Raw genomic sequence first — 24,970 nt, 5'->3', positions numbered from 1 at the left:
TGCCGATCCGCCACCGACCCCGTCCCCGACCCGTCACGTGACCCTGCCCGTCAGGATCGTCCTCTGGTCCTCGCTCATCGGCGTGGCGGTGCTGCCGCTGGCCCTCGTCGTCTCGCTGGGTTTCGGTACGAACCACCTGCCGCTCCTGCTCGACGGGGGCATCGTGCAGGCCGCCGTGAACAGCGTGACGACATCGCTGGTGGCCGCGATCGGGGCGGTGGTGATCGGCACGGTGATGGCGTTCCTGCTCGACCGGACCGACCTGGCCGGGCGCCGACCGCTCAAGCTGCTGCTGCTCACGCCGCTGTTCGTGCCGCCGTTCATCGGGGCGATCGCCTGGACCGGCCTGGTCACGCGGGGCGGACTGGTCGACCGCACGCTGGGTTTCGCTCCCTGGGAGTTCTACGGCTTCTCGGGCGTGGCTTTCCTGCTGACGTTGCACAGCTATCCCGTCGCCTACTTCGTCGTGGCCGCGGGACTGCGCAGGATCCCGGCGGACTTCGTCGACGCCGCGCGGATGGGTGGGGCCACCCCGCTGCGGACCCAGATCGACGTGACGCTGCCGCTGATCCGGCCGGCGATCGCGGCGGCGTTCACGCTGACCTTCGTCAGCAGCATCGGAGACTTCGGCATCCCGATCATCGTCGGCGTGCCCGGTGGGCTCGACACGCTCTCGACGATGGTCTACCGGTACCTCGAGTCCGGAACCGTGGACTCGCCGCTCCAGGTGGTCTCGCAGATCGGCATCATCCTGCTGGTGCTGGGCGTGCTCGGGACGATTCTCGACCGACGGATGTCGAAGCGTGTGGTGGAGTTCGGCGGGTCCGGGCGGGAGTTCGACACGCTCTCGCTCGGTCGGGCGCGGGTCGGCGTCTCCGCCGTGGCATGGACGTTCGGCGTGGTCGCCACCGTGGCCCCGCTGGCCGGCCTCGCGGTCCGGTCACTCCTGCCGGCACCCGGGGTGCCGTTGACCCTGGAGACGATCACCCTGGACAACTTCGAACGCGTGCTCACCTCCGCGCGGACGATCAACGGTGCGACCAACTCGGTGGTCCTCTCGATCGGCGCCGGGGTCCTCTGCGGGATCCTCGGACTCGCGGTCGGACTGTTCACCACGAGGCTCGCCCGCGCCGACCGGGAGCCGATGTTGCTCTTGGTGCTCCTGCCGCAAGCCGTCCCCGGGTTGGTCATCGCCACGGGATGGCTCATCCTGGGCCGGTACACCGGGCTCTACAACACCGGCTGGGTGATCCTCGGGGCCTACGTCACCGCGTTCGCGGCGATCGTCGTCCAGACGGTTCGTGGCCCACTGGCCGGCATGCACTCCTCGATGGAGGAGGCGGCCAGGATCGGCGGGGCGGGACCGTTCCGGGCGCACCTCGACACGAGCGTGCGGCTGGCGTTGCCGGCGGCGGGGATCGGAGCGATCATGGTCGCGGTCACGGCGGTCCGCGAGTTGACGCTGTCGGTCCTGCTCGTCTCTCCTGGGACGCAGACGCTCGGGGTCGTGATCTTCCAGTACCAACGCGCAGGTGATTTCAACGCCTCGTCCGCGCTCTCGGTGATCCTCATGCTGGTCGGCCTCGTGGTGCTGGCAGTGTTCGGGTCACGGTTCACCAGGTCCGACTCGGAGACGGGGAAGCTGAATGTCTGAACTCGACGCCAGGGGAGTTGATGTCCGCTTCGGCTCCACGCGTGCCCTCGACTCGGTCGATCTCTGCGTGGAGGGCGGCCGGATCCTCGCCCTGGTCGGCCCCTCAGGATCGGGCAAATCCACGTTCCTGCGGGCGGTGGCGGGTTTTGTCACGCCGGACGCCGGCACCATCCGGGTCGGTGGCCGCACGCTGGTGGGCGACGGGGTCCCGGTACCGCCCGAGCGCCGGGGCCTTGGCATGGTGTTCCAACACCACGCGGTGTGGCCGCACATGAGCGTCGCCGAGAACGTGGCGTATCCGCTCCGCCGTGCGCGGTGGAACCGGGTCGATCGTGAGAAGCGGGTGGCGGAGGTTCTCGCGACCGTCGAACTCGGGGACCTCGCTGATCGCGCACCGGACACCCTTTCCGGTGGCCAGCGGCAGCGGGTCTCGCTGGCCCGGGCCCTTGTCGCCCGGCCCGAGGTGCTACTGCTCGACGAGGCGCTCTCCGCCCTCGACGAACCGCTGCGGGCGAGCCTGAGGCTGATGCTGCGCCGGCTCGCGGCGGAGAACGAGCTCACGATGGTCCACGTGACGCACGACCGCGACGAGGCGTTGGCGATCGGCGACCAGGTGGCGGTGTTGGACCGGGGCCGGGTGGTGCAGGTGGGGTCGCCGGCGGAGCTCGATGCATCGCCGAGGAGCGAGTTCGTCGCCCGGTTTCTGCACGACGCGGCCTGCGTGGCCGGCCGCATGAGCGGGGGTCGGTTCCGGTCCGACGACGGCAGGGTGAGCGTCCCGGCCGCAGCGTTGGGCTTCCCGTCCGGGCCCGTCGACGGCCCCGCGTACCTGGCGTTGCCGCCGGACGGGCTGGAACTCGTGGAGGAGTCCACTGGTGAGGGAGTCCTCCCCGTCGAGGTGCTCACCAGCCTCTACGGGCGTCGCGGAAGGACGGTGATCTGCCGGTCAGGAGACCTCGAGTTGCGCGTTCTGACCCCAGGGGTGGACGACGCGTTGCCGTCCACGCGCGGCGCCCGGGTGCGGCGGGGCTTCGTGTACTCCAGGTAGCTCCGGGGGCCGCCACTGGTGGTCAGTGGACCGACGCGCCTCCGTCCACCGGGATCTCCCCGCCCGAGACGTAGTAGGCCTCGTCCGAGGCCAACCAGGCGACGGCGTTGGACACGTGGATGGACTCGATCCAGGCCTTACCCATCGGGTTGAGGCCGGCGAAGGCGTCTTCGGCGTCCTCCGCCTGCGGGTCGTCCAGGTCGGGGCGGAAGAGACCGTAGGTCTTGGAGTTCTTCACCATCGGGGTGTCGATGGAGTTGGGGTGGATCGTGTTGACCCTGATGCCGTGCGGGCCGAGTTCGTTGGCCAGCACCTTCATCAACCCGACGATGCCGTGCTTGGCCGCGGTGTACGCGGCCACGTTCGCCAGGCCCTTGAAACCGGCGAGCGAGGAGATGATGATCACCGACCCGCCCTCGCCAGCGGCGAGGAGGTGCTCGGCTGCCGCCGCATAGGTGTGCCACACGCCGGTGAGGTTGATGTCCTGGATGTCGTTCCAGGACTGCTGCTCGATCTTGTGGGTCTCCTGACCGAAGGTGAAGATCCCGGCGTTTGCAACGACGATGTCAACGCTGCCCAGTTCGGCGACCCCGGCCGACACGGCCTCGGTGAGTGCCGGTAGATCGCGGACGTCGGCGACCCGGGCGACGATGCGGCGCCCCAGGGCCTCGACCTGGCGCACGGTCTCGTCCAGGTCTTCCCGCGTCGGCAGCTCGTAGAACCCCTCGAGTGAGGCGACGGGTGCGCAGATGTCGACGGCGATGATGTCCGCGCCGTCCTCGGCGAGCCGCACCGCGTGGCTGCGCCCCTGTCCTCTCGCTGCTCCGGTGATGAAGGCGACCTTGCCGTCCAGTTTTCCTGCCATGATCGGTTCCTCTCGCTCGAGAAGTCGTTCGGGGGTCGGGGGGACCGGTGTGTCGGACCCACAGCGGCGACCAACACGCTGGCGAAGGCCTCGAGCCGGTCCTCGGGGGAGGGAGACCGCGAGGGGGAGGGGTAAGGGGCTGCGGCCGAGGCGGTCGAGCGCCGGACCGGTGCACTCTCGGGAATGTCGCTCTGTGACGCTCGTCGCTTCTTCGGAGTGTTGCACGTTCCGCCGAGGGGCGCAGGAGACCTGCCACATCGCCGGGTTCGCCCCCGCTGCCGCTCTCCGACGACGGCGGTACACGGAGCAGATGTCACGACTGGTCGAGCCGCGTCACCACCCCGCGGTCCCCGTCCACGCGGACGAGGTCGCCGGTCCGCAGAGTCTGGGTGGCGACGATGGTGTTGACGACGCAGGGCAGGCCGTACTCCCGCGCGACCACGGCCCCGTGGGAGACCGAGCTGCCGATGTCGGTGACCAGCGCCGCGATCACGGTGAAATACGGCGTCCAGCCCACGTCCGTGACGGGCGCGACCAGGATCTCACCACGCTGCACCTCGCGGGCGTCGACGATCGACCTCGCCACGCGTACGACCCCCTCGACTGTTCCGCGGCTGGCCGGCCGGCCGATGATCTCCCCGCCCGCCGCCTCACGCGGAGGCCGGGCGATCAGCGGTATCGGACGGCCGACCGAGACGTCGGGGAACTCCAGGGCGTCCTGGAACGCCAGAGCCTCCCGGCGCTTGAATGCGCTCTGCACGAGGCCGCCCACAGCGCCCGACCCAACGACACTGCCCGACCCGACGACACTGCTCGACCCGACGATCCGGGCCAGCTCCGCGCGGTCGAAGAAGAACACCAGGTCCGCATCGGGCAGTCGCCCGCCCGCGGCCAGCACCTCCCCGAGGTGGCGGTAGCCCCGCTTGAGCGCGTGCGCCATCAGCGCCATCTTGGCCTTGGTCTCCTCGCGCCCGCGAGCGCCCTCCTGCGCGAACCGGGCGAGCAGGCGGATGACGGGCGAGCTGGGCTCGTCGGCGTCCCCGGCCGCATCCGGGCGCACAGGGGCCGGCCCGCGGTCGGGTGAGACCCGCACGGAGCGCACCATCACCTGCATCATCGCCCCGAGCCCCTCAGGGTCCTCGGCCCAGGAGGCATCGCGCATGCACAGCTCGCGGTAGCCGCGATGGCCGTGGCGGGCCAGGAACCCGCGCAGCTTCTCGGCCCCGGCGCCGCTCGAGGCCCGCAGGGCGGTGACCGCGTCGCCAGGCTCGGCGGAGAGGAACTCCTCGGCGGTCGCGGGGTCGGCCGCGATGGCGCGGACCACCGCGTCCAGCTCCTCCAGCATGAGCGCGCTCTCCACATCGGAGGCGCCGGCCATGAGCCGGGCCGCGTCGGTGCGACCGGACTCCTCGGTGCGCCCCTCCTTCACGGCCTGCTTCATCAGGACGCTCTCGAGTATGTTGGCCGCGACCGCGGCGCGGGAGGAGGACCGCACGTGGGTCAGCGTGACGTCGCAGTACTGCTCGACGCCTGCCTCCAGCTGCTCCCACACCAGCCGCGGATCGTCGCTGGTGGGGACGGGCCAGCCGGCGATCTGCGCCTCCAGTCTCCGGATGGCCGGTCCGGCCGTGAGCGCGTGGGTGGAGAGCCGGATGGTGTTGCCGAGCCTGCGCAGGAATGGTTTGGGCGGCTTGGGCACCAGCTCGTCGACCACGCGCCCGCAGATCGAGGTGGAGAACTGCTCGAGCGAGTTGCCCACGATGCCCGAGCTCAGCGCTGTCCCCTCGGTGAGGTTGAGGAACATGTGTCCGGAGAAGTAACCCACCTGCAGCCACGGCTGCTCGTAGCTCGGCTGGGCCCGCGCCACCACTTGGATCTGTTGCATGGCGTAGTCGATCGCGAACCCGGAGACCGCCGCGGTCAGGGGGCAGAACGCCCCCGGCATCATCTCACCTATGTTGCAGCGCGTGTAGACGTGGTCCGGGCCCGCGAGGGTGGAGTCCATCTCGCCGAGGTCGGCGGGCAAGGTCGTGATGGGCCGGGCCTGCAACCACCAGAGTCTGCCGGCCCGGTCGATCGCCCACTCGAGGTCCATCGGCATGGCCCAGTGCTGCTCCGCGCGCAGGGCGCCGGACCGGATCGCCGCGATCTCCTCCGGGGAGAGGACCCCCTCGTCGTCGTACTCCCTCACGACCACCTCGCCCCCGGAATCCAGGACGAGGTGGTCCGGGGACGCCGACCCGTCGACCAGCGCCTCGCCCAGACCGGCGACCGCGTCGATCACCATGAGGTCGCGCCGGCCGGTGGTCGGGTCGGCGGTGAACACCACGCCGGCCGCGCGCGCGTCCACCATCTGCTGCACCACCAGGTGCATGGGCGGCGGGGCGGTGTGTGTCAGGGCGGAGTCCGTGGCCGCGGTCGTGGGTGCCGCGGTGGGTGCAGCAGCGGTGCCCGGTTCAGCGCGGTAGGACGCGGCGCGGCCGGAGTCCACTGAGGCCACGCACGTGCGCACGGCCTCGAGGAAGGCCTCGGGGGAGTCCACGCCCAGCACCGTGTCGTACTGGCCGGCGAAGGACTGGTCCTCGCCGTCCTCCCCGGCCGCCGAGGACCTCACGGCCACGGGTGTCGCGCCCGCGTCGGCCATGCGGGTGAACCACCGGGAGGTGTCGACGACGACGAGGTCGGCCGAGGCGTCCGCGATCACGAACCCCCGGGGTACATCCAGGCCGAGGCGCCGGAGTTCGGCCAGGCCCGCGGCCTTGCCGCCGTAGCTGTCGTCGATGACCTGCTCGAACTCGACCACTCTCGGGGTCATCGCTCGCCTCCCAGTTCGTCGACGATCTGGGCCAGCGCCTCGGTGGCGATGGGGCCCGTCTGGTACAGGCAGAGGCGGTCCGAGACACCGTCCACGCGGTCCCGGATGTGCGCGGCCACCTCGGCCGGGGTGCCGCAGGCGGCGATGGTGTGCAGGATGTCGTCGCTGATCAGCGAGGTCATCTCCTGCCAGCGGCCCTGCTTGGACATGGCGTTGAGCTCCGGCTGGAGATCGCCCCAGCCGTGGGCGTCGAGCACGGGCTTGTACGCAGGTGTAGAGCCATAGAACGCCAGCAGTCGGCGCGTCGACAGGTGGTCGTCGTCGGCCCCGGTGGCCACGGACACGATTACCTCGGGCACCACCTCGAACTCGTCCTCATCGCGACCGGCGGCGGCCAGTCCGGCGCGCACGGCCGGCATCGTGGACTCGTGCAGGAACTTTCTGGATCCGAACGGCATCACCAGCAGGCCGTCGGCCACCTCCGCGGTGGCGCGGGTCAGCCGCGGACCGAGGGCGCCCAGATAGATGGGCGGGGGTCCGTACGGGTTCGGCCCCGGTACGAAGGTCGGCGTCATGAGGGTGTGCCGGTAGTACTCGCCCCGGAAGTCCAGTCTCTCGCCCGTGGTCCAGGTGGCGAAGATCGCCCGCAGTGCTCCGACCAGCTCCTTCATCCGCTCCACGGGGCGGTCGAACTCGGCCCCGTAGCGCTTCTCGATCTGCGCCCGCACCTGCGTGCCCAGCCCCAGGATGAACCGCCCCTCACTGAGCAGCTGCAGGTCGTTGGCCTGGTGGGCCAGTTGGATGGGGTTGCGGGGAAAGGCGATCGCCACGTTGGACATCACGTCGAGGCCCCTCACCTGCGAGGCCAGCACCAGGGGGGTGAACACGTCGTGGGGGCCCTCGAAGGTGAACACGCCGGACGCACCGGCCTCCTTGAGCGCCTCCGCGCGGTGGACCACATCGGTGGGGCCGAACAGCGCTGTCATGATCTTCATCTGATGACCTCTAGTCCGCTACATCTGTCCAGTCGGAGAAGCCCGACGGGTGGTGGGGTCCGATCACGCCGTGCTCGAACAGGCCGGCGCCCTCGCGCGTCGTCCCGTCGGCCTCCGTGCACACGGCCCGGCCGACGTGGTCGATGAGGCTGAACGCCGCCCCGGCCATCACGTCGGGGTCCGTGAGGTCGAAGTTCACGCGTTCGGTGAACCCCTCGCCCTTCCAGCTGCCGTGTGCCCACGAGGAGTCGCCGCCGTATCCGGACCCGAAGGCGATGGGGGCGAACAGTCTGGACTCCACGTCCAACTCGATTCGGTCGCCCACGCGGTTCATGAACTCCACGTGCACGCCCCGGGGGATCCGCGTGCCCGCGCGATAGTCCACGTGGACGCGGACGCCGTCGAGCTGCTCGATGCGCCCGTCCCGCCAGCGTCGGGTGCAGTCGTAGAGGCTGCGGTGGCCGTCGGGGTCCTCCTGCAGGATCAGGAACAGCTGGTAGTCGTCGAAGGTCAGGGGCAGGTAGAGCCACCACATCCCCCGGAACGCGGTATCCGGGCGGCCGGGGGTCTCGGCCTCCCCGACCGGGCGGATGCCCCAGGAGCGGTCCCGGCTGGCGACCGACGACGAGTGGGTGACCTCCATGCGCTCGTCGTCGACCTCGATCCACCCCTCCCACGTGCCGACCTGCGCGAAGCGGCTGGCCTGGAGCGTGACCCGCCGGTCGGTGAGCATCGAGTGCGGCTCCTCCATAGCGGCCGGGAACGCCCCGCGCCAGGTCAGATCGGCGGCGATGCCCTCGGTCGGCTCGAGCGTCAGGCGCAGCTCCTGCAGTGGTTCGCTCACCTCGAGGCGGTAGCCGCCGACGTGCGGGTTGAGGCGGTCGTCGTCGATGGCGTCGCTGAGGTGCACCGCGGTCTGCGCGTCGCCGCGGCGGACCACGAAGTAGGCGTCCTTGACACCCAGCCTGGGGTAGTAGCCGATCCCGGTCAGTGCTATGAATCGGCCCTCGCGGTCCAGCACGTTGAAGTACGACCGGTCGTAGAAGTTGCGGTCCGACGTGGCCGGCCAGGTCACCGGCGCGTGGGTCTGGTGGATCGGGTACTCGTCGAGCGGGCTGAGCTTCACGGGTCTCTCCCTGATAATACGATGCGCACTGTATTGGAACTAGGCTGGACTCATGACAGCAGACGGGCGCGCGGCCTGCGGGGAATCGGCCACGATTGGCAGGAAGTCGGCACCAGTCGCAGCAGGCCGGCCGCGCGACGGGCGGATCGATGCCGCGGTGATCGCCGCGACGCGGGAACTGATCCTCGAGACGGGGTACCCCGCGTTGTCCCTCTCGGCGATCGCCGCGCGCGCCGGCACCACCACGGCCGCCATCTACCGTCGGTGGTCCGGCAAGGCGCAGCTCGTCCACGAGGCGGTGCTGCCCACCGAGTCGATCCCGTTGCCGGCCGGTTCCGGTGACGTCCGCAGCGACATCAGGTCCCTGGTCGAGACCATCCGTTCGATGTTCGACCGGCCCGAGGTCCGGGTGGCGCTGCCGGGGCTCATCGCGGACACCGTCGCCGACCCGGAGGTCCACGACCAGATGATCGCCCGGCTGGCCGGCAACCTCACCGCGTTCGAGACCCACTTCGGCCGGGCCCGTCGGGGCGACGACCAGCTGCCCATGCTCGCCGAGGTGGTGGCGGGCACCGTGATCTTCCGCATCCTGGTGCGCCGGGACGCCGCCCTCGACGAGGCCTGGGTGGACGAGATGACCGAGATGATCACCGGCAGCTGGTCTGGTCCACCTGCTCCTTGACGGTGACGTCGGTCCGGACGAACTCGGCCCGCGCCTCCCACTAGTCGCGCCGGTCCCGCACCAGGGTCAGATGTCGCGTGCGGCCGGCGCGGACGCCGTTGGCGATCACCAGGATCTCGGCGACCTCGTGCACCAGCACGACCGCGGCCAGTCCCAGGACGCCGAACAGTGCCAGTGGGATCAGGACGACGATCAGCGCGAGCGAGAACCCGATGTTCTGCAGCATGATCCGGCGCGAGCGGCGTGCGTGCCGCAGTGCCTGCGGCAGGTGGCGCAGGTCCTCGCCCATCAGAGCGACGTCCGCGGTCTCGATCGCGACGTCCGTGCCCATCGCCCCCATCGCGATGCCGAGGTCGGCCGTGGCCAGGGCGGGGGCGTCGTTGACGCCGTCGCCCACCATCGCCGTCGGCCTCTCGTGGCGGAGCCGGGTGACGATGCGGGCCTTGTCCTCCGGGAGCAGTGCCGCGTGCACGTCGTCGATCCCGGCCTCGGCCGCCAACGCGCGGGCGGCGCGCTCATTGTCCCCGGTGAGCATGGCCACCCGGTAGCCGTCGCGGCGCAACTCTTCGACTACCTCGGCGGCCTCGGGTCGCAGGTCGTCGCGGACGGCGATCGCGCCCAGCACCACCCCGTCCCGCTCGATGAGCACGGCGGTCGCCCCGGCCTGCTGCATCCGCTCCACCACGGCCGCGAGGGGTCCGGGGTCGATCCAGCCGGGGCGCCCGAGTCTGACCTCCGCGCCGGCCAGGCGTCCGGTCAGGCCGGTTCCGGCGACCGCGTCGACGTCGTCGGCCGCCGTGACGTCGCCGCCGGCCTCGTCCAGGACCGCCCGGGCCAGCGGGTGCCCACTGCGCGCCTCGAGCGCCGCCGCCACGGCGAGCACCTCCGCGCGTGAGGCGCCCCCGCCGGTCGCGATCTCGGTCACCGCGGGCCGGTTGCGGGTCAGGGTGCCGGTCTTGTCCAGGGCGATCCCGCGGATGCGGCCGAGCGCCTCCAGGGCGGCGCCCCCCTTGATCAGGACGCCGAACCGGCTGGCGGCACCGACGGCGGCGTACACGGTGACGGGCACGGAGATCGCCAGGGCGCACGGCGAGGCGGCCACCAGGACGACCAGCGCGCGCTCGATCCACACCTGAGGGTCGCCGAGCAGCCCGCCCACCACGGCGATCAGCGTGGCGGCCACCAGGATCCCGGGGACCAGCGGCCTGGCGACGGTGTCGGCCATGCGCTGCGCCTCGCCCCTGCGGGACTGTTCGGCCTCGACGATCCGGACGATCCTGGCCAACGAGTTGTCGCGCGCCAGGGCGGTCACGGTCACCTCGAGAGCGCCGGTGCCGTTGACCGCTCCGGCGAACACCTCGTCACCGGGACCGGCCTCGACCGGGACGGACTCCCCGGTGATCGCCGAGTTGTCCAGGGCGGTCCGTCCGGAACGGAGCACACCGTCGGTGGCCAGACGCTCGCCCGGCCTGACCACCATCACGTCGCCGAGGCGCAGCTCGTCCGGGTCGACGGTCAGCTCCCGCCCGCCACGCACGACGGTGGCGGTGGACGGGGCCAGTGTCAGCAGCGCGCGCAGTCCCCGGCGGGTGCGGGTGACCGAGTACTCCTCCAACCCCTCGCTGATCGCGAAGAGGAACGCCAGCATGGCGGCTTCCTCGAGCTGCCCGAGGACCACCGCGCCCACGGCGGCGATGGTCATGAGCGTGCCCACGCCGATCCGGCCGCGCGCCAGCCGCGCGAGCGTCGAGGGGACGAAGGTGTACCCGGCCACGACCAGTGCGGCCACGTACAGCGCCGACTCGACCCCGTGGGGGCCCGCGGTCCATCCGAGGATCAGCCCCACCAGCAGGAGCACGCCGGCGAGCGCCGCGGCCCGGATCTCGGTGACCTGCCACAGCGTCCCGGGCCCGCCATCGTCGTCGCCCCGGGGCAGGGGCTCGTCGTGGCCGCAGCCGCAGGCGTCACTCACCGCGTCACCCCCGGCTCCCGGCGGGGCTCGGCGCCGTAGTTCGGGCACAACGCGACCTTCGACCCGGTCGCCGCGAGAAGCGACTCCGCCGAGGCCAACAGGTCCATCAGCTCCGGGCGGGCCAGGGAGTAGAACACCTGCCGTCCCTGGGGGCGCCCCTCCACGAGCCCGCATCCCCGCAGACACGCGATGTGCGCGGACACGGTGGACTGCGCCATCCCGAGTTCGTCGACCAGATCGGCCACCCGGGTCTCGCCGAGCGTGAGGCGACGGACGATCGTCAACCGGGTGCCGTCGGACAGGCTGTGGAACAGCGCGACCGCGGCGTCGAGGTCCGCTGCCTCAGATACCGTCGGCGGCCGTGCCGCCCCCTCATTCATCGCCATGTGGCGATGATATCCGCTGGCGACGATCTTCTGGCCCTGGCCCTGGCCCCGGCCCCGTCGGTCCGCGACCGGGGCGGGTCAGGTCAGCTGCATCGTGGTGAGGCAGGTCAGGTCGTCGTCCCCGGTGGAGACGGGTGAGCTCGCCGACGTGTCGCCGCGGGTGATGGTGAGTGTCCCCTCCAGGTCCCGGGGCAGCCACAGGCCCACGAAACCGTTGTCGTAGGTCGCGCGGGTCTCGTCCACGATGGTCGCCCCGGTCGCGTCGTCGGTCACCGTGACCTGCACGGGCTCCCCGGACATCTCCCCGAGGCACGTCGTCAGGCTGTGGAAGTAGCAGTCGTGCGTGCGGGTCTCGTACGGGGCCACGGAGAGGTAGAACTCCTCGGCGGGCATCGCCAGCACCGTCTCCGCGCGCTCACCGGTGGGGTCGCTCAGGACCAACTGCCCCGGTTCGACCGAGGCCCACAGGTCGTCGGGTCGTTCGGCGACGGGCATGGCGTCCAACTGGTCGATGACCTGGCGCGCGTCGAGCCCCGCCAGCTGATGCTGCTCGACTAACGACGCCTTTGCCGGATCCGCCGCCTCCGGTGCGGTCGAGGTGCAGCCGACCAGCACCATCGCGCCCGCGGCCACCGCCGACAGCACGCGGAGCCGGCGGATGCCCGGGCGTTCCACGGCTCCCGCCGCGGTCACGATGCGGTCAGCATGCCGCGCATGTCGTCGATCTCCCGTTGCTGGGTGGCGATGATCTCCCGTGCCAGGTCGACCGCCGGCGGGTAGGTGCCGTCGGCCACCTGGGCCTCCGCCATGTCGATGGCGCCCTCGTGGTGGTCGATCATCCGCTCGAGGAACAGTCGCACGGCGTCGGCGCCCTCGGCGTCGGACAGCTCCTGCATCTCCCGGGGGCTGAGCATGCCGTCCATCATGCCCATCCCATCGGCGTCCCCCATCTGATCACCCATGCGCTCGCCCATGTCCTCGCCCATGTCACCCGCCGATCGGTCGCCCATCCCGTGGCCGCCGTGGTCGCCGCGCGGGCCAGTGGGTTCGCCCCACTGCTCGAGCCACCGCTCGAACTGCTCGATCTCCGGGGCCTGATCTGCCTTGATGTGCTCCGCCAGGTCGCGGACGTCGTCCGGGACGTCGTCGCGGGCCAGGATGATGTCGCTCATCTCGATCGCCTGCTCGTGATGCGGGATCATCATCCGGGCGAACCTCACGTCCGCCATGGAGGGCTCGGCCTCGTCGCCCCCGGTCTCCGCGCCGGAACCGTCCTGGGCTTCCGAACCGTCCTGTGCGGTGGTGTCGGGCGAGGCGGTCGGCGCGGTGGTGGCACCGTCACCGGTGTCGGCGCACGCGGAGAGCGTGAGGACGACGGCGGTTGCGGCGGCGAGCAACGTCGTGCGGGTCATCGTCGACGTCCTTTCCGGGGGCAGGGGGTGGTCACAGGTCGTGCCTTCATCGTGCCCGCGACACCCCGCGGCCACGATGGAGGTCGCGTGAAGGTTTGGTCAAGGACGCCCCAGGGACGGCGCGACGCCCGGCGGGCGGTGATGATGGGAGGCATGCCCCCACTCCCCGGTGACCTCGATCCGACGGGTGACCTCTCACCGACCGGCGCCCCTGCCTCTGCCCCCGCCCCTGCCTCTACCGCCGGCCCGCGCCCGCCGACCGGGCGTCGGGCGATGGTCGTCGACGACGAGCGGGCCCTCGCCGACCTGGTGGGGTCGTACCTGCGGCGCGACGGATTCGAGGTCACGGTGACGGGGGACGGCGCCGAGGCCGTCGCGCTGGCCCGCACGGTGGACCCGGACGTGATCGTCCTGGATCTCGGGCTGCCGGGCCTGGACGGGGTCGAGGTGTGTCGCCGTATCCGGGCCCACTCCGACGCGTACGTGGTGATGCTCACCGCCCGGACCGACGAGGTCGACACACTGATCGGGCTGTCCGTCGGTGCGGACGACTACATGACCAAGCCGTTCAGCCCACGTGAGTTGACGGCCAGGATCCAGGCGATGTTGCGCAGGCCGCGGGGGACCGGGACAGGGTACGACGACGAGGTGGGCGCCGCCGGTCCCGCCACCGGCAGTGCGGCGGACGCGCGACCGCGGAGGATCGGGGATCTGACCATCGACGTGGCCGGTCGCGAGGTGCACGTCGACGGGACGGCGGTCCCGCTGACCCGCACGGAGTTCGACGTGCTCGCGGCCCTGTCCCGCGACCCCGGCGTCGTGTTCACGCGGGCGCAGCTGATCGCCGCGGTGTGGGGGCCGAACTGGGTCGGCAACGAGCACCTGGTGGACGTCCACATCGGGCACCTGCGCCGCAAACTCGGCGACGATGCCGCGCTCGGTCGCTATGTCCGCACCGTCCGCGGCGTGGGCTACCGCATGGGGGTCGGGTGACGGGCGTCGCGGCCGAGTCCCGTGATCGTGGGCGTGACCGTGGGCGTGGACCCGGACCGGGGCGTTCCCGCCTCGCCACGGCGAGTCTCGGGACGCGACTGCTGGTGGTCATGGCCGGGGTGGTCGTGGGGTGCGCCGGCAGTGCCTGGCTGGTCGCGACGATGCTCGCGCCGGAGATCTTCCACGACCATCTGGGCCAGGCCGGGATCGATCACGATTCCGCGGAGGCCGCCCACATCGAGGAGGCGTTCACGGCCTCCATCGCGCTGGCCTGGGGGCTGGCGGTGGGCGTGGCGGTGCTGCTGGCACTGCTGGCCAGTTGGTACCTCACCCGTAGGGTCCAGCGCTCCGTCGCCGTCGTCACCGCCTCCACCGCCGAGATCGCCGGGGGCCACTACGACACCCGGGTCGCGAGCCCGGAGCTGGGGCGGGAGTTCGACGACCTGGCCACGAGCGTCAACGAGCTCGCCCGGCGACTCGACGCCACCGACGCCTCCCGGCGCCGGATGCTCGCCGATCTCGGTCACGAGATGCGCACCCCGCTGGCCACCATCGACTCCTACCTCGAGGCCATCGACGACGGCGTCCGCGAGCTCGACGACGACACCCGGGAGGTGTTGTGGACCGCCACCCGCCGGCTCGAGCGCCTGGCATCGGACATCGTGGCGGTCTCGGCGGTCGAGGAGCACCTCGACCGCCTCCGTCCCGTCCCCACCACGACCGCGGCGCTGGTGACCGCGGCGATCGACGCCGCCCGGGAGCGGTTCGGGGACAAGGGAGTGGGGCTCTCGGCCGGTGACCTCGCCCCGACCCCGGTCGCGGTGGACGTCGACCGGATGGGGCAGGTTCTGGGGAATCTGCTGGACAACGCGCTGCGGCACACCCCCACCGGCGGGAACGTCACCGTCGACTCCGTCCCGGTGGGCCCGGGACGGGTGGCGATCACGGTCTCCGACACCGGCGAGGGCGTCGCCGCGCACCACCTCGACCACCTCTTCGACCGCTTCTACCGCGTCGACACCGCCCGGGGCCGCCACTCCGGTGGCAGTGGCATCGGGCTGGCGATCACCCGGGCGCTGGTCCGGGCCCACGGCGGCCGCGTCGGCGTCGCGAGCGACGGACCCGGCCGCGGTACCCGGTTCACGGTGGAGCTGCCCGCGGAGACCGATGGTGCTCGAGGGGCGGGCTGATCACCACCCCTGGCGGGCGACCGCGGTGTAGACGGCGACCTCCTCGGGGATGCCCTTGGCCCTGGTGAGTCCGAAGGCTCTCTTGCGCCGCGTCGACACCCGGGACTCGTCCAGCCCGGGCAGGGTGGTCTCGCTGACGAGGACCTCGCCCGGGCCCGCCTTCTCCGCCAACCTGGCGGCGATGTTCACGTCCACCCCGAGGTAGTCGCCGCCGATCATGCGGGGTCGGCCGGTGTGGATGCCGGCCCGGATCCGGGGTCGCATCCCGGCGACCTCCACCCGGTCGAGCCCGGCCCCGCAGGCCAGGACCGCGTCGAAGGCGAGCTGCGGCGACGGGAAGACGGCCATCAGTCCGTCGCCGAGGCGTTTGACCACGTGCCCGCGGTGCGCACGCACCACGGGTTCGGTGGCCGAAGCGACCTCCCGCAGCAGGCGTAGCGCGTCCTCGTCGCCGGCCCGCATCGCCCAGTTCGAGAAACCGACGAGGTCGGTGAAGACGATGGTGACCTCGTTTCCGCCGTCACCGCGGCCCGCTCGCTGGGCCAGGGCGTGCCACACCTGCAACCCGCCGAGGGACAGCTCGCGCGAGGCCGTCGGTCGTTCGTCGAACAGGCGCCCGGCGACCCGCGCGATGGTCCCCGCGCTGTCCCGGCCGGCGGCCGAGAGCGGATCCCCGAAACCGGAATCGCCCGGGAGGGCCCGGCGGGCGCGGCGCAACGCCTCGACCGCGGAGGGGTGTCTGTTGATATCGCGGGCGCCCGCTGCGATTCGGGCGGCGGACGCGCGCGCCCGCTCCCACCGAGGGTTCGACATGCTCAGAGGGTAGCCGCCCGCGCTCCCGTGGTCTCGTGTGTGGTCGCGTGCCCGGCCTCCAGCCGGACCACGCGATCGGCGGTGGCGACAAAGGCCTCGTCGTGAGAGGCGCAGCCCACCGCGGCGCCATGGTGAACGGCCCGGTGCACGAGCAACTCGTGGATGTGGCGACGGCTGGCCGAGTCCAACCCGGCGTCGGGCTCGTCCATCAGCACGATGTCGGCGCGGGTCGCGAGTGCCTGCGCGAGCAGGGCACGCTGCCTCTGGCCACCGGACAGCTCCGTCAGGGAGCGGGACTCCAGGCCGGTGAGCCCCACCGCATCGATCATCTCGGAGACGACCCCGCGCGCGTCCCTCCTGCCGAGCCGTCGCCCCCAGGTCCCCATGGAGACGGTGTCGCGCACCGTGAGGGGGAGGGTCTCCGGCGCGGCGGGACGTTGCACCACCAGTGAGACGGTGCCGAGTCGGCGCACCTCGCCCCGCAGTGGGGTGCGGACCCCCGCGAGGAGCTCTACGAGTGTCGATTTGCCCGATCCGTTTTGCCCGGCGATGGCGGTGACGGTCCCGTACTCCAGGGCCACGTCCACGTCGTGGAGCACCTCCCGGCCCGCGTATCCGTAACACAGCCCGTGGGCGCTGATGGCCGGAACGTGTGGGGGCATGCCCGGGACCTCCTTGTTGATAATGGATATCGTTAGCGTTAGTGTACGTCCTCGTGTCCCCACTCCTCGATCCGTTCACCACAGCGTTCGTCGCCCGGGCTCTGGCCGGTGGCGTGCTGGTCGCGGTGATCTGCGGGGTGGTCGGCACCTGGGTGGTCATCCGGGGCATGGCGTTCTTCGGGGAGGCGATCGGGCACGGGATGCTGCCGGGAGTGGCACTGGCCACCGTGCTCGGGCTCCCTGCCCTGGCGGGCGGAGCCGTCAGCGCGGTCACGATGAGCGTGGCGATCGGGGCGTTGCAGAGGCGCGGGCGGTTGTCGTACGACACGACCATCGGCCTGTTGTTCGTCACGATGCTCTCGGTGGGCGTGATCATCGTCTCCCACTCGGGAAGCTTCGCCACGGACGCCACGGTCATCCTCTTCGGTGACATCCTCGCCATCCGTGGTGCCGAACTCGTCACGCTCGCCGTCGCGCTGGCGGTCACCCTGGCCGTGGCCACCCGCTTCCATCGGGCCTTCGTCGCCTCGGCCTTCGATCCCCGCGTGGCACAGGCCCTGGGGCTCCGGCCGAGGGTCGCCCAGGTGGCGCTCGTCGGGCTGGTGACCCTCGCGGTGGTGGCCTCCTATCAGGCCGTCGGGACGCTGCTGGTGGTGGCATTGCTGCTCGCCCCGGTGGTCGCCGCGAACCGTTGGACCAGACGCATCCCGTCGACCATGGCGCTCGCGGCGGCGTTCGGCAGCACCGCCGTGGTGCTCGGCCTGCTCGCCTCGTGGCACGCCGGGACGGCCGCCGGGTCCTCCATCGCGTTCTCCGCGATCGCGCTGGCCGGGGTCTCGGCGTCGGTGCACGCGGCCCGCCAGTCGCTTCGGACCACCCGGCTCTCGCGCCACCGCCCCCTGGTCAGCCCGGTCAGCCCGGTCAGCCCGGTCACCCCGGCCGCAGCGGAAGCGCCCGCACGGTGACACGCCCATCGAGAAAGCAGAGTATGCGCACACGGAGATCGATCGCCCCCCTCGTCGTCGTCGCCCTGATCCTCACCGGATGCGCGGGTGGCACGGACGACCCGGACGCCGCCACCGCCGGGACCGACACGACTGTGGAGGAGTCCTCGACGCAGGAGACCGGCAGCGGGCACGGCGAGATCGAGGGCGCCGAGGAGATGGCTGAACCGCAGCTACACCTGGTGAGCATCGACCGTACGGGTGCTGTCGGAATGGTCGACCTGCTGGACGGGACCACGACCGAACCGGGGAGCATCGACCCGCCCACGGCGGTCGCCTCGGACGGCCGCTACCTGTTCGCCGACACCGACGCCGGAGTCGAGATCGTGGACAGCGGCGTGTGGACGTGGGACCACGCCGACCACTTCCACTACTACCGGACCTCCCCGAGGATGCTGGGAACCGTCGCCGGCGAGGGCCCGGCGGTGGTGACGACGTCGGGAAACGCGACCACCGGCGGCACGGGGGTGTTCTTCCCCGATTCCGGCGAGGCGGTACTGCTCAGCAACGAGGCCCTGTCGGAGGGACGGATCGAGGAGGTCTTCCGCCTCGACGCCGGCGCACACGAGGGACTGACCGCCCCCCTCGGAAGCGGCGCGCTCGTCACCTCCGTCGACGAGTCGGGGACAGTCTCCGGGGTCGAGTTCCACGGGACTGACGGCTCGCCGGTCGACGGTGCGACGGCGCCCTGCGCGGACGCTCAGGGAGCCGCGACCACTCGCATCGGCGTCGTCGTGGGGTGTGCGGACGGGGCGCTGCTGGCCACCTACGAGGAGGGCGAACCGCAGTTCGAGCACATCGCCTTTCCCGAGGGAACCCAGGCGCCGCGCGCGACCGACTTCCGGGGACGCAAGGGCCGGCCGGCCGTGGCCGCGCTCGCCGGGGACGAGGGCTTCTGGCTGCTCGACACCCGCGCGCGTAAGTGGCGACTCGTGCCGACGGATCGGCCGTTGGTGCAGGTGTCGGCCGCGAGTGACGAGGACTCCCACGTAGTGGCGGTGGACGGTCAGGGCCGGATCCGTGTCTACGACGGTGAGGCAGGCACCGAGACGGCCGCGACGGAGGCGGTGCTCGCCGAGGCGGTCGCGAACCCGGAGACCGCCGCCGGGATCGAGCTGACGGTCGACCGGGAGCGGGCGTACGTCAACGACCCCGCCTCCGGGGTCATCCTCGAGATCGACTACCGGGGCGACGCGCGCATCGCCCGCACCCTGGAGACCCCCACTGCTCCCGACTTCGTCGCGGAGACCGGGCGATGAGGCGCCGGTCGCTACTGTCCGCCGCCCTCGTCACGGCGGGACTGGCCTTGTCCGGGTGCGCGATCGTGGACGGCGCCACGAACGACCGTCCGACGATCGTCGTGACGACCAACATCCTCGGCGACGTGGTGGAGAACGTGGTGGGGGAGGCGGCCGACGTCACGACGCTGATGAAGCGCAACGCCGACCCGCACTCGTTCGAGATCTCGGCGCAGGAGGCGAGCCTGATGGATCGCGTCGACCTGGTGGTGTCGAACGGGATGGGCCTCGAGGAGGGGCTCCAGCAGCACCTCGACCGGGTGGCCGGAACCGGGGTGCCGATGCTCGTCGCCGGGGAACACGTCGAGGTGATCGACTACTCGGAAGGGGACGCGGGCGGTACCCCCGACCCGCACTTCTGGACCGATCCGGCCCGCATGGTCGACGTCGTCGACGCACTCGAGGCCGAGTTGGTGGAGGTCGACGGGATCGACCGGGCTGCCGTCGAGGCGGGTGCCGACCGGTACCGGGAGGAGCTCGACGAGCTCGACGACGAAATGGCCGCCGCGTTCGCCACCATCCCCTCCGAGAATCGCGCCCTCGTCACCAACCACCACGTGTTCGGCTACCTCGCCGAGCGTTTCGACTTCCGCGTACTCGGCGCGGCCATCCCCGGCGGGACCACCCTCGCCTCCCCCAGCGCCGCCGACCTCGACGGGCTCGCCTCGGCGATCACCGAGGCCGGCGTCCCCGCGATCTTCGCCGAGTCCTCCCAGCCGGATCGCCTGGTGCAGGTCCTCGCGAGCGAAGCAGGGATCGACACCCGGGTGATCGAGTTGTTCACCGAGTCGCTCACCGAACCGGGACAGGGCGCCCCCAGCTACCTGGAGATGATGCGCGCGAACACCGAGCGCATCGTCGACGGGCTCTCCACCTGACCACCTACGAAAAAAGAAGGACGATTAATGAGAACACGACACACCCGCGCGGCCGGAGCGGTCGCGATGCTCGCCACGGCAGCGCTGCTCGCCACCGCGTGCAGCAACGGTGGCGGCGACGCCGATGCGGACGACGCCGAGGCACAGAACACCGCCACCACCAGCTCGGCAGCCTCGGAGGCAGGCTCCTCGGAGAACCGGCTGGCCGTGGCGTACGAGAACGGCATCGCGGTCCTCGACGGGGAGACTCTGGAGGTCATCGAGGAGTTCGAGACCGAGGAGTTCACCCGGCTGAACGCGTTCGGCGACGGGCAGACCGTGCTGGTGACCACGTCCGACGGGTTCCAGGTGCTCGACACCTCGGCTCCCGAGCTCACCGACCTGGTGATCGAGGCCGAGACCCCGGCGCACGTCGTCCGCCACGCCGACAAGACGGTCCTGTACGACGACGGCACCAGCGACACCTTCATCTTTGACACCGCGGCACTCGCCGAGGCCGACGGCGAGCTCCCCGAGTTCGAGACCATCCCCGGCGACCAGGCCCACCACGGTGTCTCGATCGTGCTGGAGGACGGCACCTTCCTCACCACCATCGGCGACGACGAGGGCCGCACGGGTGCGTACGCCGTCGACGCCGACGGCGAGGAGATCGCCCGCAACGAGGAATGCCCCGGCGTCCACGGTGAGGGCACCGCTGCGGGCGAGACGGTGATCTTCGGCTGCGAGGACGGCGCCCTGATCTACCAGGACGGGGAGTTCGAGAAGATCACGGCCGCCGACGAGTACGGCCGCATGGGCAATGCGTACGTGAGCGAGGACAGCCCGCTCGTCGTGGGTGACTACAAGGACGACCCGGACGCCGAGAGCGTCCTGCTCACCAAAATCGCACTGATCGACACCGAGGACCGCACCCACGAGGTCGTGGACCTGCCTGAGGGCGTCGGGTACACCTGGCGCGACGTCGTGCGCGGCCCGAACGACATGGCCTACCTGCTCGGCACCGACGGAGCCATCCACGTGATCGACCCGGCCACCGGCGAGATCTCCGAGAGCTACGACGTGATCGACCCCTGGGAGGGCCCGGCGGAGTGGCAGGACGCGCACCCGTCCATCGTCGTGAACGGGGACATCGCCTACGTGAGCGAGCCGGCGAAGGACACCGTCTACGCCGTCGACCTCGCGACCGGTGAGGTCGTCGCGTCCGGCGAGACCCCGGGCGCTCCGAACGAGATGGCGGTCGCGCTGGGTTAGGTCGAACCCACGCCGCTCCCGGGGCCGATCATCGCGCTGTCGGCGATGATCGGCCCCGGTCTCTCCCAGGCGGTGCCAGGGGTACACCCGTGCGGGACGGTGGAGGGGCCACCATCGGCGCCGTGTCAGTGGGTCGGTCTGCGCACTTGCGACCCGTGTCCCTCTGGAGTTCAGATCGCATCGGATCAGCGAGCGGCAGATTCCAGCGCATGCGGGGACCTATGGTTACCGAATGGTCAGCGGAGATTCGGGCTCGTCGGCCGCTAGCCAATCGGGCGAGGGCATTCTCCGTGCGGTGCTTGTTGCACTGGTGCCTGTGGTAGGCGTGTTCGCGGGCATCGTGATCGGCTGGTACACGATCACCTGGGCGGTCCAGACTTTCAGAGACGTGTTCGAGGTTCCGGAACTTTCGCCAGTGCCGGTACAAGACCGGGCGCCTGGAGTGCCGGGTCCGACGGTGCGTTATTGGCTTTCATGGGCAGTGCCGCTGGTGGTGTTCTGCGTTGCCAGTGCGCTGCTGTGGTGGGGGTGGAGGCGCGGGCGGCTACTCACTGGTTCGGTCATGGCCGGCTTCAGTGCCGTGGTTGTGTTGCTCGCGCCTCTGTGGGTATCGATCGAGGTTGGCGGTTTCGCCCCCAGTTGAGCTCATCCAGTGATGGCACCTGGGTCGTCGGCGTTGGCCGGGGCCAGAGGGCGTCGATTTCGAGGAAGCTGCCATCGGCCGGTAAGGCCCGGCCATTCGATGTCTAGAGTCGCTCAAATTCCTTCGGCCATCGAAACCCCTGAATCTCCTCGGGGCGGTGCGGTACCCGGTCCCTTACCCCTCGATCGCTTCTGTTCCAGTGGATGAAGTCGGCATTGAGTTCTCGAATATGAACGAACGATATGCCGCGTTCCCAGACGTTTGCCTCGGCGAGGTTCCTACCGATCTCCCACGGCCCCTCGTTCTCAGTCATCGGCCTGAGCTGGGATTTGTATCGCGCCAAACCAAACACGATACCCGGGTAGCTCGTCGGCCGGAGCTCCAAAAGGATCACCAGCACGTCGTCGAAGTGGCCCATCAAAAGCACCTCGGACGCCTCGGCACCTGCAATTCGCGGCCTCTCTGCGGTGGCCCTGAAACCGTCGGCGACATCTGCGAAAAATTCAGTGTCGCTCATTCAATCCACCCCTCATAGTCGGTGCGGTGCGGGACGAGATGTCGCGGTTTGACCGTCGATGATGTGGCCGTCGGCGGTGATTCCTCGCCAGGATCGCCCCGAGAACCAGACGATGTCGTCTGGGGTGACAACAGCTGATGGGCGATGACTGTCGGTCAGGACCGCGGCCACCGGGTCGAAGTTGTTGTCGAGCCGGACCACGAGCCCTCTCGAGTCCTGGTATCGCGGTCTTAGATCGCTAAGCATGTCCCGCAGACGCCACGGGTCTGGTGTCTGCGAATTTCGGAGGTGCTGGCCGAGCTTGGCAGGGTCGAGTGTGAGCCACATTCCAGACTCTGTGACCTCGCCGGAGCCAGGGTAGTAGGGGAGTCGGTGGGCGGTCGTCTTTGTGAGGGACGCATCGAAGCGGATGACGAGATCGGCGCAGAGAATCCATGCCCCCTGCTCGGTGCGCCCGACGGCGCTCTCGGGGCGGGGGAGCCCGAAGGACGGCCCGACAGTCCAGCGACCGTGATGGTCGTACAGCGCCAGCCGGAAACGGTTGAGAGTTGCCTTGTCTGGCCTGTGGTTGACGGCGTCCTGCATGTCGTCCCAGCTCAGCTCACGTCCCACCACCAACAGGCCTTCCGTCACCAGAGCCAGTGAACCGACGTAGGCGATCTCTGGCGGGAGCGGGACAGGATCGATCTCACCGTCCGCATCGAAGCGTCTGAGGTGCTGGCCGGCGGTCACAAGGTGACGTCCGATCGCTACCGCAGAACGCCACCCCACCTTGCCGAGGTCGTTGAGGTGCGCGGTGTCGCCACGGGTGGTGTCGACTGAATAGAGCGTGTGTTCGTGCTCGATCCACAGTCCGTGTGCGCTGACGTGGGGCGTGATCCTGCTCGGGTGACGACTCACGGGCAGCGGCAGAAGGTGCTCCACCGCCGGCGTTGAGTCCTTGGCGCGGCGTCGTTGCAGGATTGGTCGGAAGCGGTCGCTGGCCCAGAGCTCGTCATCGAGAACGGCCAGCCCTCCGGGTTCGAAATCATTGCGCAGCTGCGGTGGTTCGGCGGCGTCGACGTCCAGGTCGAGGGCCACAGCGATCGGGTAGGCATAGTCATCGGTGTTGCGCTGCACCATATGAGGAGCAAACCCGGCGGGACACTCAGATTCGTCGGACCAGGCGTTGTCTGGGAGCGGCTCCCGCTCGGGGTCGGCGGGCATTGGTCCGGTGAGGCGGTTGACTCGGATCCCGGTGACCACCGCCCGGGTCGGTGGAAACGTGTCGACGGCCGCGGCGTCGTGGATGATCGCGAAGTGTCCTGTCACCAGGACGTGCCCGATCATCGGTCGCGGTGAAGACCACCTGGCGCACCACCCATCACCGCGCAGGATGGTGGGCCAGCGCAGAACCCCGTGATGGTCTTTTCGTGGGGTGCCAGTGCCGATCGGTTCGGCGGTAGCCCGGACCTCGGCAGGTTCTGCACCCATCGGCGAGAGGTCTTCGAAGAACGTCAGATGCACCTCGACGGTGTCGCCTACCCGCGGTGGCGAGAGCTGCCCGTCGGCGATCACTAGCTCATCGAGGCGGGCCCGAAGCTGTCGCCCGCTCCGATCGGCGGGCAGAGGTTCCGGGTCGGGGACTGCAGTGAGCTTGCCGGTGAATGGGGTCGGGATCCGCTCGGCGCTGGATTGGATTGGCTCAGGTGGGCCAGTTTCGCCTTCCCAGCGGAACACCGACTCATCGCACTGTGTGAAGGTGAGGTTCTCGAGCCCGGCTTCCCAGGATTCGTCGGCGGCGGCGACTTTGACTAGCACTCCGGTGTGTACGTCGATCGAGACCTCCACTGCTCCGAGTCCGTCACCTGGGTCGCCGGCCGCGACCACGGTAGGTCGGCCCTGGTGACTGGAGTCGGCGAGAGGACCAGATGGGAATCCATAGCCCAGGGCCTGCTCGGCATTGTCCGGTTGGTCAATGAGTAGAGCGGCGTACCCGGAGGCGTTGAGTGACCTGACGTCGAACCGGGTGGCGGTCTCGTCGGCGGCGACCTGCCACACCGTCCCGTCGTTGAACAGCGTCTGTCGCCCGCCTGCGTGATCGAGGCGGACGCGAGAAGCCCCGGCCCGTGTGAGTCGGCTCCGGCCGGGGCCGGCGTGCAGATTCGCCCGCGGATCATCCATCACCCACCTCCGGACCGACGGGGCGGGCTCCGTGCGGGGCCGCACCACCAGATCCGCCTCGAACTCGGCATCGGCACCGCGGGCAAGCAACCCGCCGACGTCAGACCAGGTAGGTGTCATGGCGTCAGCCTAGGGCGGCCCGACGATGCTCCGGGCGCCTGCGGAGGAAGGGGCCTCGGGTTCGGCTGTTACCGGCTCGGCGGGCCGGGGCGGCAGATGTCGGTAGAGGGTGGTGCGGGTGATGCCGGTCTTGGTGACGATCTCGGCGATGGTGTGTCCGGTGGCTCTCAGGTGCACTGCGTAGGCCAGTTTGTCGGGGTCCACTACTGAGGGGCGTCCTACTCGGCGTCCTTTGGCGGTGGCCACGGCCCGGGCATGCGCCACTCGCTCGAGGGTGTAGGTGCGTTCCATTTGACCGAACAGGGCCAGCAGCCCCACCGCGAGTTGGGAGATCGGGTCGTCCGGGTTGGACGAGTCGACTTTGATCGGATCGGCCAGGTCCCGTACCCCGATCCCTCGCTGCTGGACCCTACTTATGGAACGCACTTCCGAACCGCCATCGAGAGGGGGCGGGTTTGACGGAACCCGTCCCACAACCAAGGA

The 24,970-nt window shown here is 70.4% G+C and carries 22 protein-coding genes and 1 pseudogene; 10 read left to right on the top strand and 13 right to left on the bottom strand.

The annotated features are described in order from the left end of the window. The first annotated feature begins 37 nt into the window (after positions 1–37). Together NJE57_RS16025 and NJE57_RS16020 are read left to right on the top strand one after the other, a co-directional pair. Positions 38–1,654, top strand: coding sequence for an iron ABC transporter permease (locus tag NJE57_RS16025; protein WP_319029515.1), 1,617 nt, complete (start codon positions 38–40; stop codon positions 1,652–1,654). After that, on the top strand, positions 1,647–2,702 hold the full coding sequence (locus tag NJE57_RS16020) for an ABC transporter ATP-binding protein (RefSeq protein WP_319029514.1): 1,056 nt from the start codon (positions 1,647–1,649) through the stop codon (positions 2,700–2,702). Before NJE57_RS16025 ends, NJE57_RS16020 begins: the two co-directional genes overlap by 8 nt. Positions 2,703–2,724: 22 nt before the next feature. Here NJE57_RS16020 and NJE57_RS16015 read toward each other — a convergent pair whose 3' ends face one another. From NJE57_RS16015 to NJE57_RS16000, 4 genes are all read right to left on the bottom strand, one after another. Continuing rightward, on the bottom strand, positions 2,725–3,567 hold the full coding sequence (locus NJE57_RS16015; RefSeq protein WP_319029513.1) for a mycofactocin-coupled SDR family oxidoreductase: 843 nt from the start codon (positions 3,565–3,567) through the stop codon (positions 2,725–2,727). 313 nt (positions 3,568–3,880) lie between these two features. Further along, positions 3,881–6,382 carry a PEP/pyruvate-binding domain-containing protein gene (locus NJE57_RS16010; RefSeq protein WP_319029512.1) on the bottom strand — a complete coding sequence of 834 codons (2,502 nt, stop codon included), beginning with the start codon at positions 6,380–6,382 and terminating at the stop codon, positions 3,881–3,883. Continuing rightward, positions 6,379–7,377, bottom strand: coding sequence for a TIGR03617 family F420-dependent LLM class oxidoreductase (locus tag NJE57_RS16005; RefSeq protein ID WP_319029511.1), 999 nt, complete (start codon positions 7,375–7,377; stop codon positions 6,379–6,381). The genes NJE57_RS16010 and NJE57_RS16005 overlap by 4 nt, the downstream gene beginning before the upstream one ends. Positions 7,378–7,387: 10 nt before the next feature. Then, the gene (locus NJE57_RS16000) at positions 7,388–8,503 is read right to left on the bottom strand and encodes a hypothetical protein (RefSeq protein WP_319029510.1); all 1,116 of its coding nucleotides are present in this window, start codon (positions 8,501–8,503) and stop codon (positions 7,388–7,390) included. A 52-nt stretch (positions 8,504–8,555) separates the two neighbouring features. Here NJE57_RS16000 and NJE57_RS15995 point away from each other — a divergent pair, with 52 nt between their 5' ends. Further along, positions 8,556–9,185, top strand: a complete 630-nt coding sequence (locus NJE57_RS15995; protein ID WP_319029509.1) for a TetR-like C-terminal domain-containing protein — start codon at positions 8,556–8,558, stop codon at positions 9,183–9,185. Between the two features lie 40 nt (positions 9,186–9,225). Here NJE57_RS15995 and NJE57_RS15990 read toward each other — a convergent pair whose 3' ends face one another. From NJE57_RS15990 to NJE57_RS15975, 4 genes are all read right to left on the bottom strand, one after another. Beyond that, the gene (locus tag NJE57_RS15990) at positions 9,226–11,157 is read right to left on the bottom strand and encodes a heavy metal translocating P-type ATPase (RefSeq protein ID WP_319029508.1); all 1,932 of its coding nucleotides are present in this window, start codon (positions 11,155–11,157) and stop codon (positions 9,226–9,228) included. After that, the gene (locus NJE57_RS15985; RefSeq protein WP_319029507.1) at positions 11,154–11,543 is read right to left on the bottom strand and encodes a metalloregulator ArsR/SmtB family transcription factor; all 390 of its coding nucleotides are present in this window, start codon (positions 11,541–11,543) and stop codon (positions 11,154–11,156) included. The genes NJE57_RS15990 and NJE57_RS15985 overlap by 4 nt, the downstream gene beginning before the upstream one ends. Positions 11,544–11,621: 78 nt before the next feature. After that, entirely contained in the window at positions 11,622–12,236 is a 615-nt protein-coding gene (locus NJE57_RS15980; RefSeq protein WP_319029506.1) for a CueP family metal-binding protein, read from the bottom strand. Beyond that, entirely contained in the window at positions 12,233–12,955 is a 723-nt protein-coding gene (locus tag NJE57_RS15975) for a DUF305 domain-containing protein (protein WP_319029505.1), read from the bottom strand. Before NJE57_RS15975 ends, NJE57_RS15980 begins: the two co-directional genes overlap by 4 nt. 273 nt (positions 12,956–13,228) lie before the next feature. On the opposite strand from NJE57_RS15975, the gene NJE57_RS15970 reads away from it, so the two are divergent. Next, a complete protein-coding gene (locus tag NJE57_RS15970; protein WP_319029554.1) occupies positions 13,229–13,948 on the top strand; it encodes a response regulator transcription factor in 720 nt (239 codons plus the stop codon). 110 nt (positions 13,949–14,058) lie between these two features. Next, a complete protein-coding gene (locus tag NJE57_RS15965; protein WP_319029553.1) occupies positions 14,059–15,138 on the top strand; it encodes a HAMP domain-containing sensor histidine kinase in 1,080 nt (359 codons plus the stop codon). Here the strand turns inward: NJE57_RS15965 and NJE57_RS15960 are convergent, their stop codons facing one another. Beyond that, positions 15,139–15,951 (bottom strand): adenylate/guanylate cyclase domain-containing protein, encoded by an 813-nt coding sequence (locus NJE57_RS15960; RefSeq protein ID WP_319029504.1) that lies wholly within the window; start codon positions 15,949–15,951, stop codon positions 15,139–15,141. A gap of 2 nt (positions 15,952–15,953) precedes the next feature. Continuing rightward, positions 15,954–16,613 carry an ATP-binding cassette domain-containing protein gene (locus tag NJE57_RS15955; RefSeq protein WP_319029503.1) on the bottom strand — a complete coding sequence of 220 codons (660 nt, stop codon included), beginning with the start codon at positions 16,611–16,613 and terminating at the stop codon, positions 15,954–15,956. Positions 16,614–16,666: 53 nt separating this feature from the next. Here NJE57_RS15955 and aztB point away from each other — a divergent pair, with 53 nt between their 5' ends. From aztB to NJE57_RS15930, 5 genes are all read left to right on the top strand, one after another. After that, positions 16,667–17,578, top strand: a complete 912-nt coding sequence (gene aztB, locus NJE57_RS15950; RefSeq protein WP_319029502.1) for a zinc ABC transporter permease AztB — start codon at positions 16,667–16,669, stop codon at positions 17,576–17,578. Positions 17,579–17,601: 23 nt separating this feature from the next. Then, positions 17,602–18,876, top strand: coding sequence for an ABC transporter (locus NJE57_RS15945; RefSeq protein ID WP_319029501.1), 1,275 nt, complete (start codon positions 17,602–17,604; stop codon positions 18,874–18,876). Next, positions 18,873–19,793, top strand: a complete 921-nt coding sequence (gene aztC / locus NJE57_RS15940) for a zinc ABC transporter substrate-binding protein AztC (RefSeq protein WP_319029500.1) — start codon at positions 18,873–18,875, stop codon at positions 19,791–19,793. The genes NJE57_RS15945 and aztC overlap by 4 nt, the downstream gene beginning before the upstream one ends. A 27-nt stretch (positions 19,794–19,820) precedes the next feature. Further along, positions 19,821–21,044: a zinc metallochaperone AztD gene (gene aztD, locus NJE57_RS15935; RefSeq protein ID WP_319029499.1), complete on the top strand. Its 1,224-nt coding sequence runs from the start codon at positions 19,821–19,823 to the stop codon at positions 21,042–21,044. 232 nt (positions 21,045–21,276) lie between these two features. Continuing rightward, positions 21,277–21,687, top strand: a complete 411-nt coding sequence (locus NJE57_RS15930) for a hypothetical protein (RefSeq protein ID WP_319029498.1) — start codon at positions 21,277–21,279, stop codon at positions 21,685–21,687. Positions 21,688–21,790: 103 nt separating this feature from the next. Here the strand turns inward: NJE57_RS15930 and NJE57_RS15925 are convergent, their stop codons facing one another. The 3 genes and pseudogenes from NJE57_RS15925 to NJE57_RS15915 all read right to left on the bottom strand — a co-directional run. After that, on the bottom strand, positions 21,791–22,204 hold the full coding sequence (locus tag NJE57_RS15925) for a hypothetical protein (RefSeq protein ID WP_319029497.1): 414 nt from the start codon (positions 22,202–22,204) through the stop codon (positions 21,791–21,793). A 12-nt stretch (positions 22,205–22,216) separates the two neighbouring features. Continuing rightward, complete coding sequence (locus NJE57_RS15920) at positions 22,217–24,487, bottom strand: hypothetical protein (RefSeq protein WP_319029496.1); 2,271 nt, start codon at positions 24,485–24,487, stop codon at positions 22,217–22,219. A 9-nt stretch (positions 24,488–24,496) separates the two neighbouring features. Next, positions 24,497–24,886 (bottom strand): annotated as a pseudogene (locus NJE57_RS15915) (helix-turn-helix domain-containing protein); the annotation flags it as partial. Positions 24,887–24,970: the final 84 nt, after the last annotated feature.

Origin of the sequence: Dietzia sp. PP-33 (genome assembly GCF_033790845.1) — a bacterium.
Taxonomy (GTDB): domain Bacteria; phylum Actinomycetota; class Actinomycetes; order Mycobacteriales; family Mycobacteriaceae; genus Dietzia.
Note: the sequence above shows the minus strand (reverse complement) of the source record. Positions and strands in the feature narration are given on the sequence as shown.

Coding starts and splice junctions, on each gene's coding strand:
- NJE57_RS16020 (WP_319029514.1), top strand. CDS start 1,647: ATGTCTGAACTCGACGCCAGGGGAGTTGATGTCCGCTTCGGCTCCACG.
- NJE57_RS16015 (WP_319029513.1), bottom strand. CDS start 3,567: ATGGCAGGAAAACTGGACGGCAAGGTCGCCTTCATCACCGGAGCAGCG.
- NJE57_RS16010 (WP_319029512.1), bottom strand. CDS start 6,382: ATGACCCCGAGAGTGGTCGAGTTCGAGCAGGTCATCGACGACAGCTAC.
- NJE57_RS16005 (WP_319029511.1), bottom strand. CDS start 7,377: ATGAAGATCATGACAGCGCTGTTCGGCCCCACCGATGTGGTCCACCGC.
- NJE57_RS15995 (WP_319029509.1), top strand. CDS start 8,556: ATGACAGCAGACGGGCGCGCGGCCTGCGGGGAATCGGCCACGATTGGC.
- NJE57_RS15985 (WP_319029507.1), bottom strand. CDS start 11,543: ATGGCGATGAATGAGGGGGCGGCACGGCCGCCGACGGTATCTGAGGCA.
- NJE57_RS15975 (WP_319029505.1), bottom strand. CDS start 12,955: ATGACCCGCACGACGTTGCTCGCCGCCGCAACCGCCGTCGTCCTCACG.
- NJE57_RS15970 (WP_319029554.1), top strand. CDS start 13,229: ATGGTCGTCGACGACGAGCGGGCCCTCGCCGACCTGGTGGGGTCGTAC.
- NJE57_RS15965 (WP_319029553.1), top strand. CDS start 14,059: ATGGCCGGGGTGGTCGTGGGGTGCGCCGGCAGTGCCTGGCTGGTCGCG.
- NJE57_RS15960 (WP_319029504.1), bottom strand. CDS start 15,951: ATGTCGAACCCTCGGTGGGAGCGGGCGCGCGCGTCCGCCGCCCGAATC.
- NJE57_RS15955 (WP_319029503.1), bottom strand. CDS start 16,613: ATGCCCCCACACGTTCCGGCCATCAGCGCCCACGGGCTGTGTTACGGA.
- NJE57_RS15945 (WP_319029501.1), top strand. CDS start 17,602: ATGCGCACACGGAGATCGATCGCCCCCCTCGTCGTCGTCGCCCTGATC.
- aztC (WP_319029500.1), top strand. CDS start 18,873: ATGAGGCGCCGGTCGCTACTGTCCGCCGCCCTCGTCACGGCGGGACTG.
- aztD (WP_319029499.1), top strand. CDS start 19,821: ATGAGAACACGACACACCCGCGCGGCCGGAGCGGTCGCGATGCTCGCC.
- NJE57_RS15930 (WP_319029498.1), top strand. CDS start 21,277: ATGGTCAGCGGAGATTCGGGCTCGTCGGCCGCTAGCCAATCGGGCGAG.
- NJE57_RS15925 (WP_319029497.1), bottom strand. CDS start 22,204: ATGAGCGACACTGAATTTTTCGCAGATGTCGCCGACGGTTTCAGGGCC.
- NJE57_RS15920 (WP_319029496.1), bottom strand. CDS start 24,487: ATGACACCTACCTGGTCTGACGTCGGCGGGTTGCTTGCCCGCGGTGCC.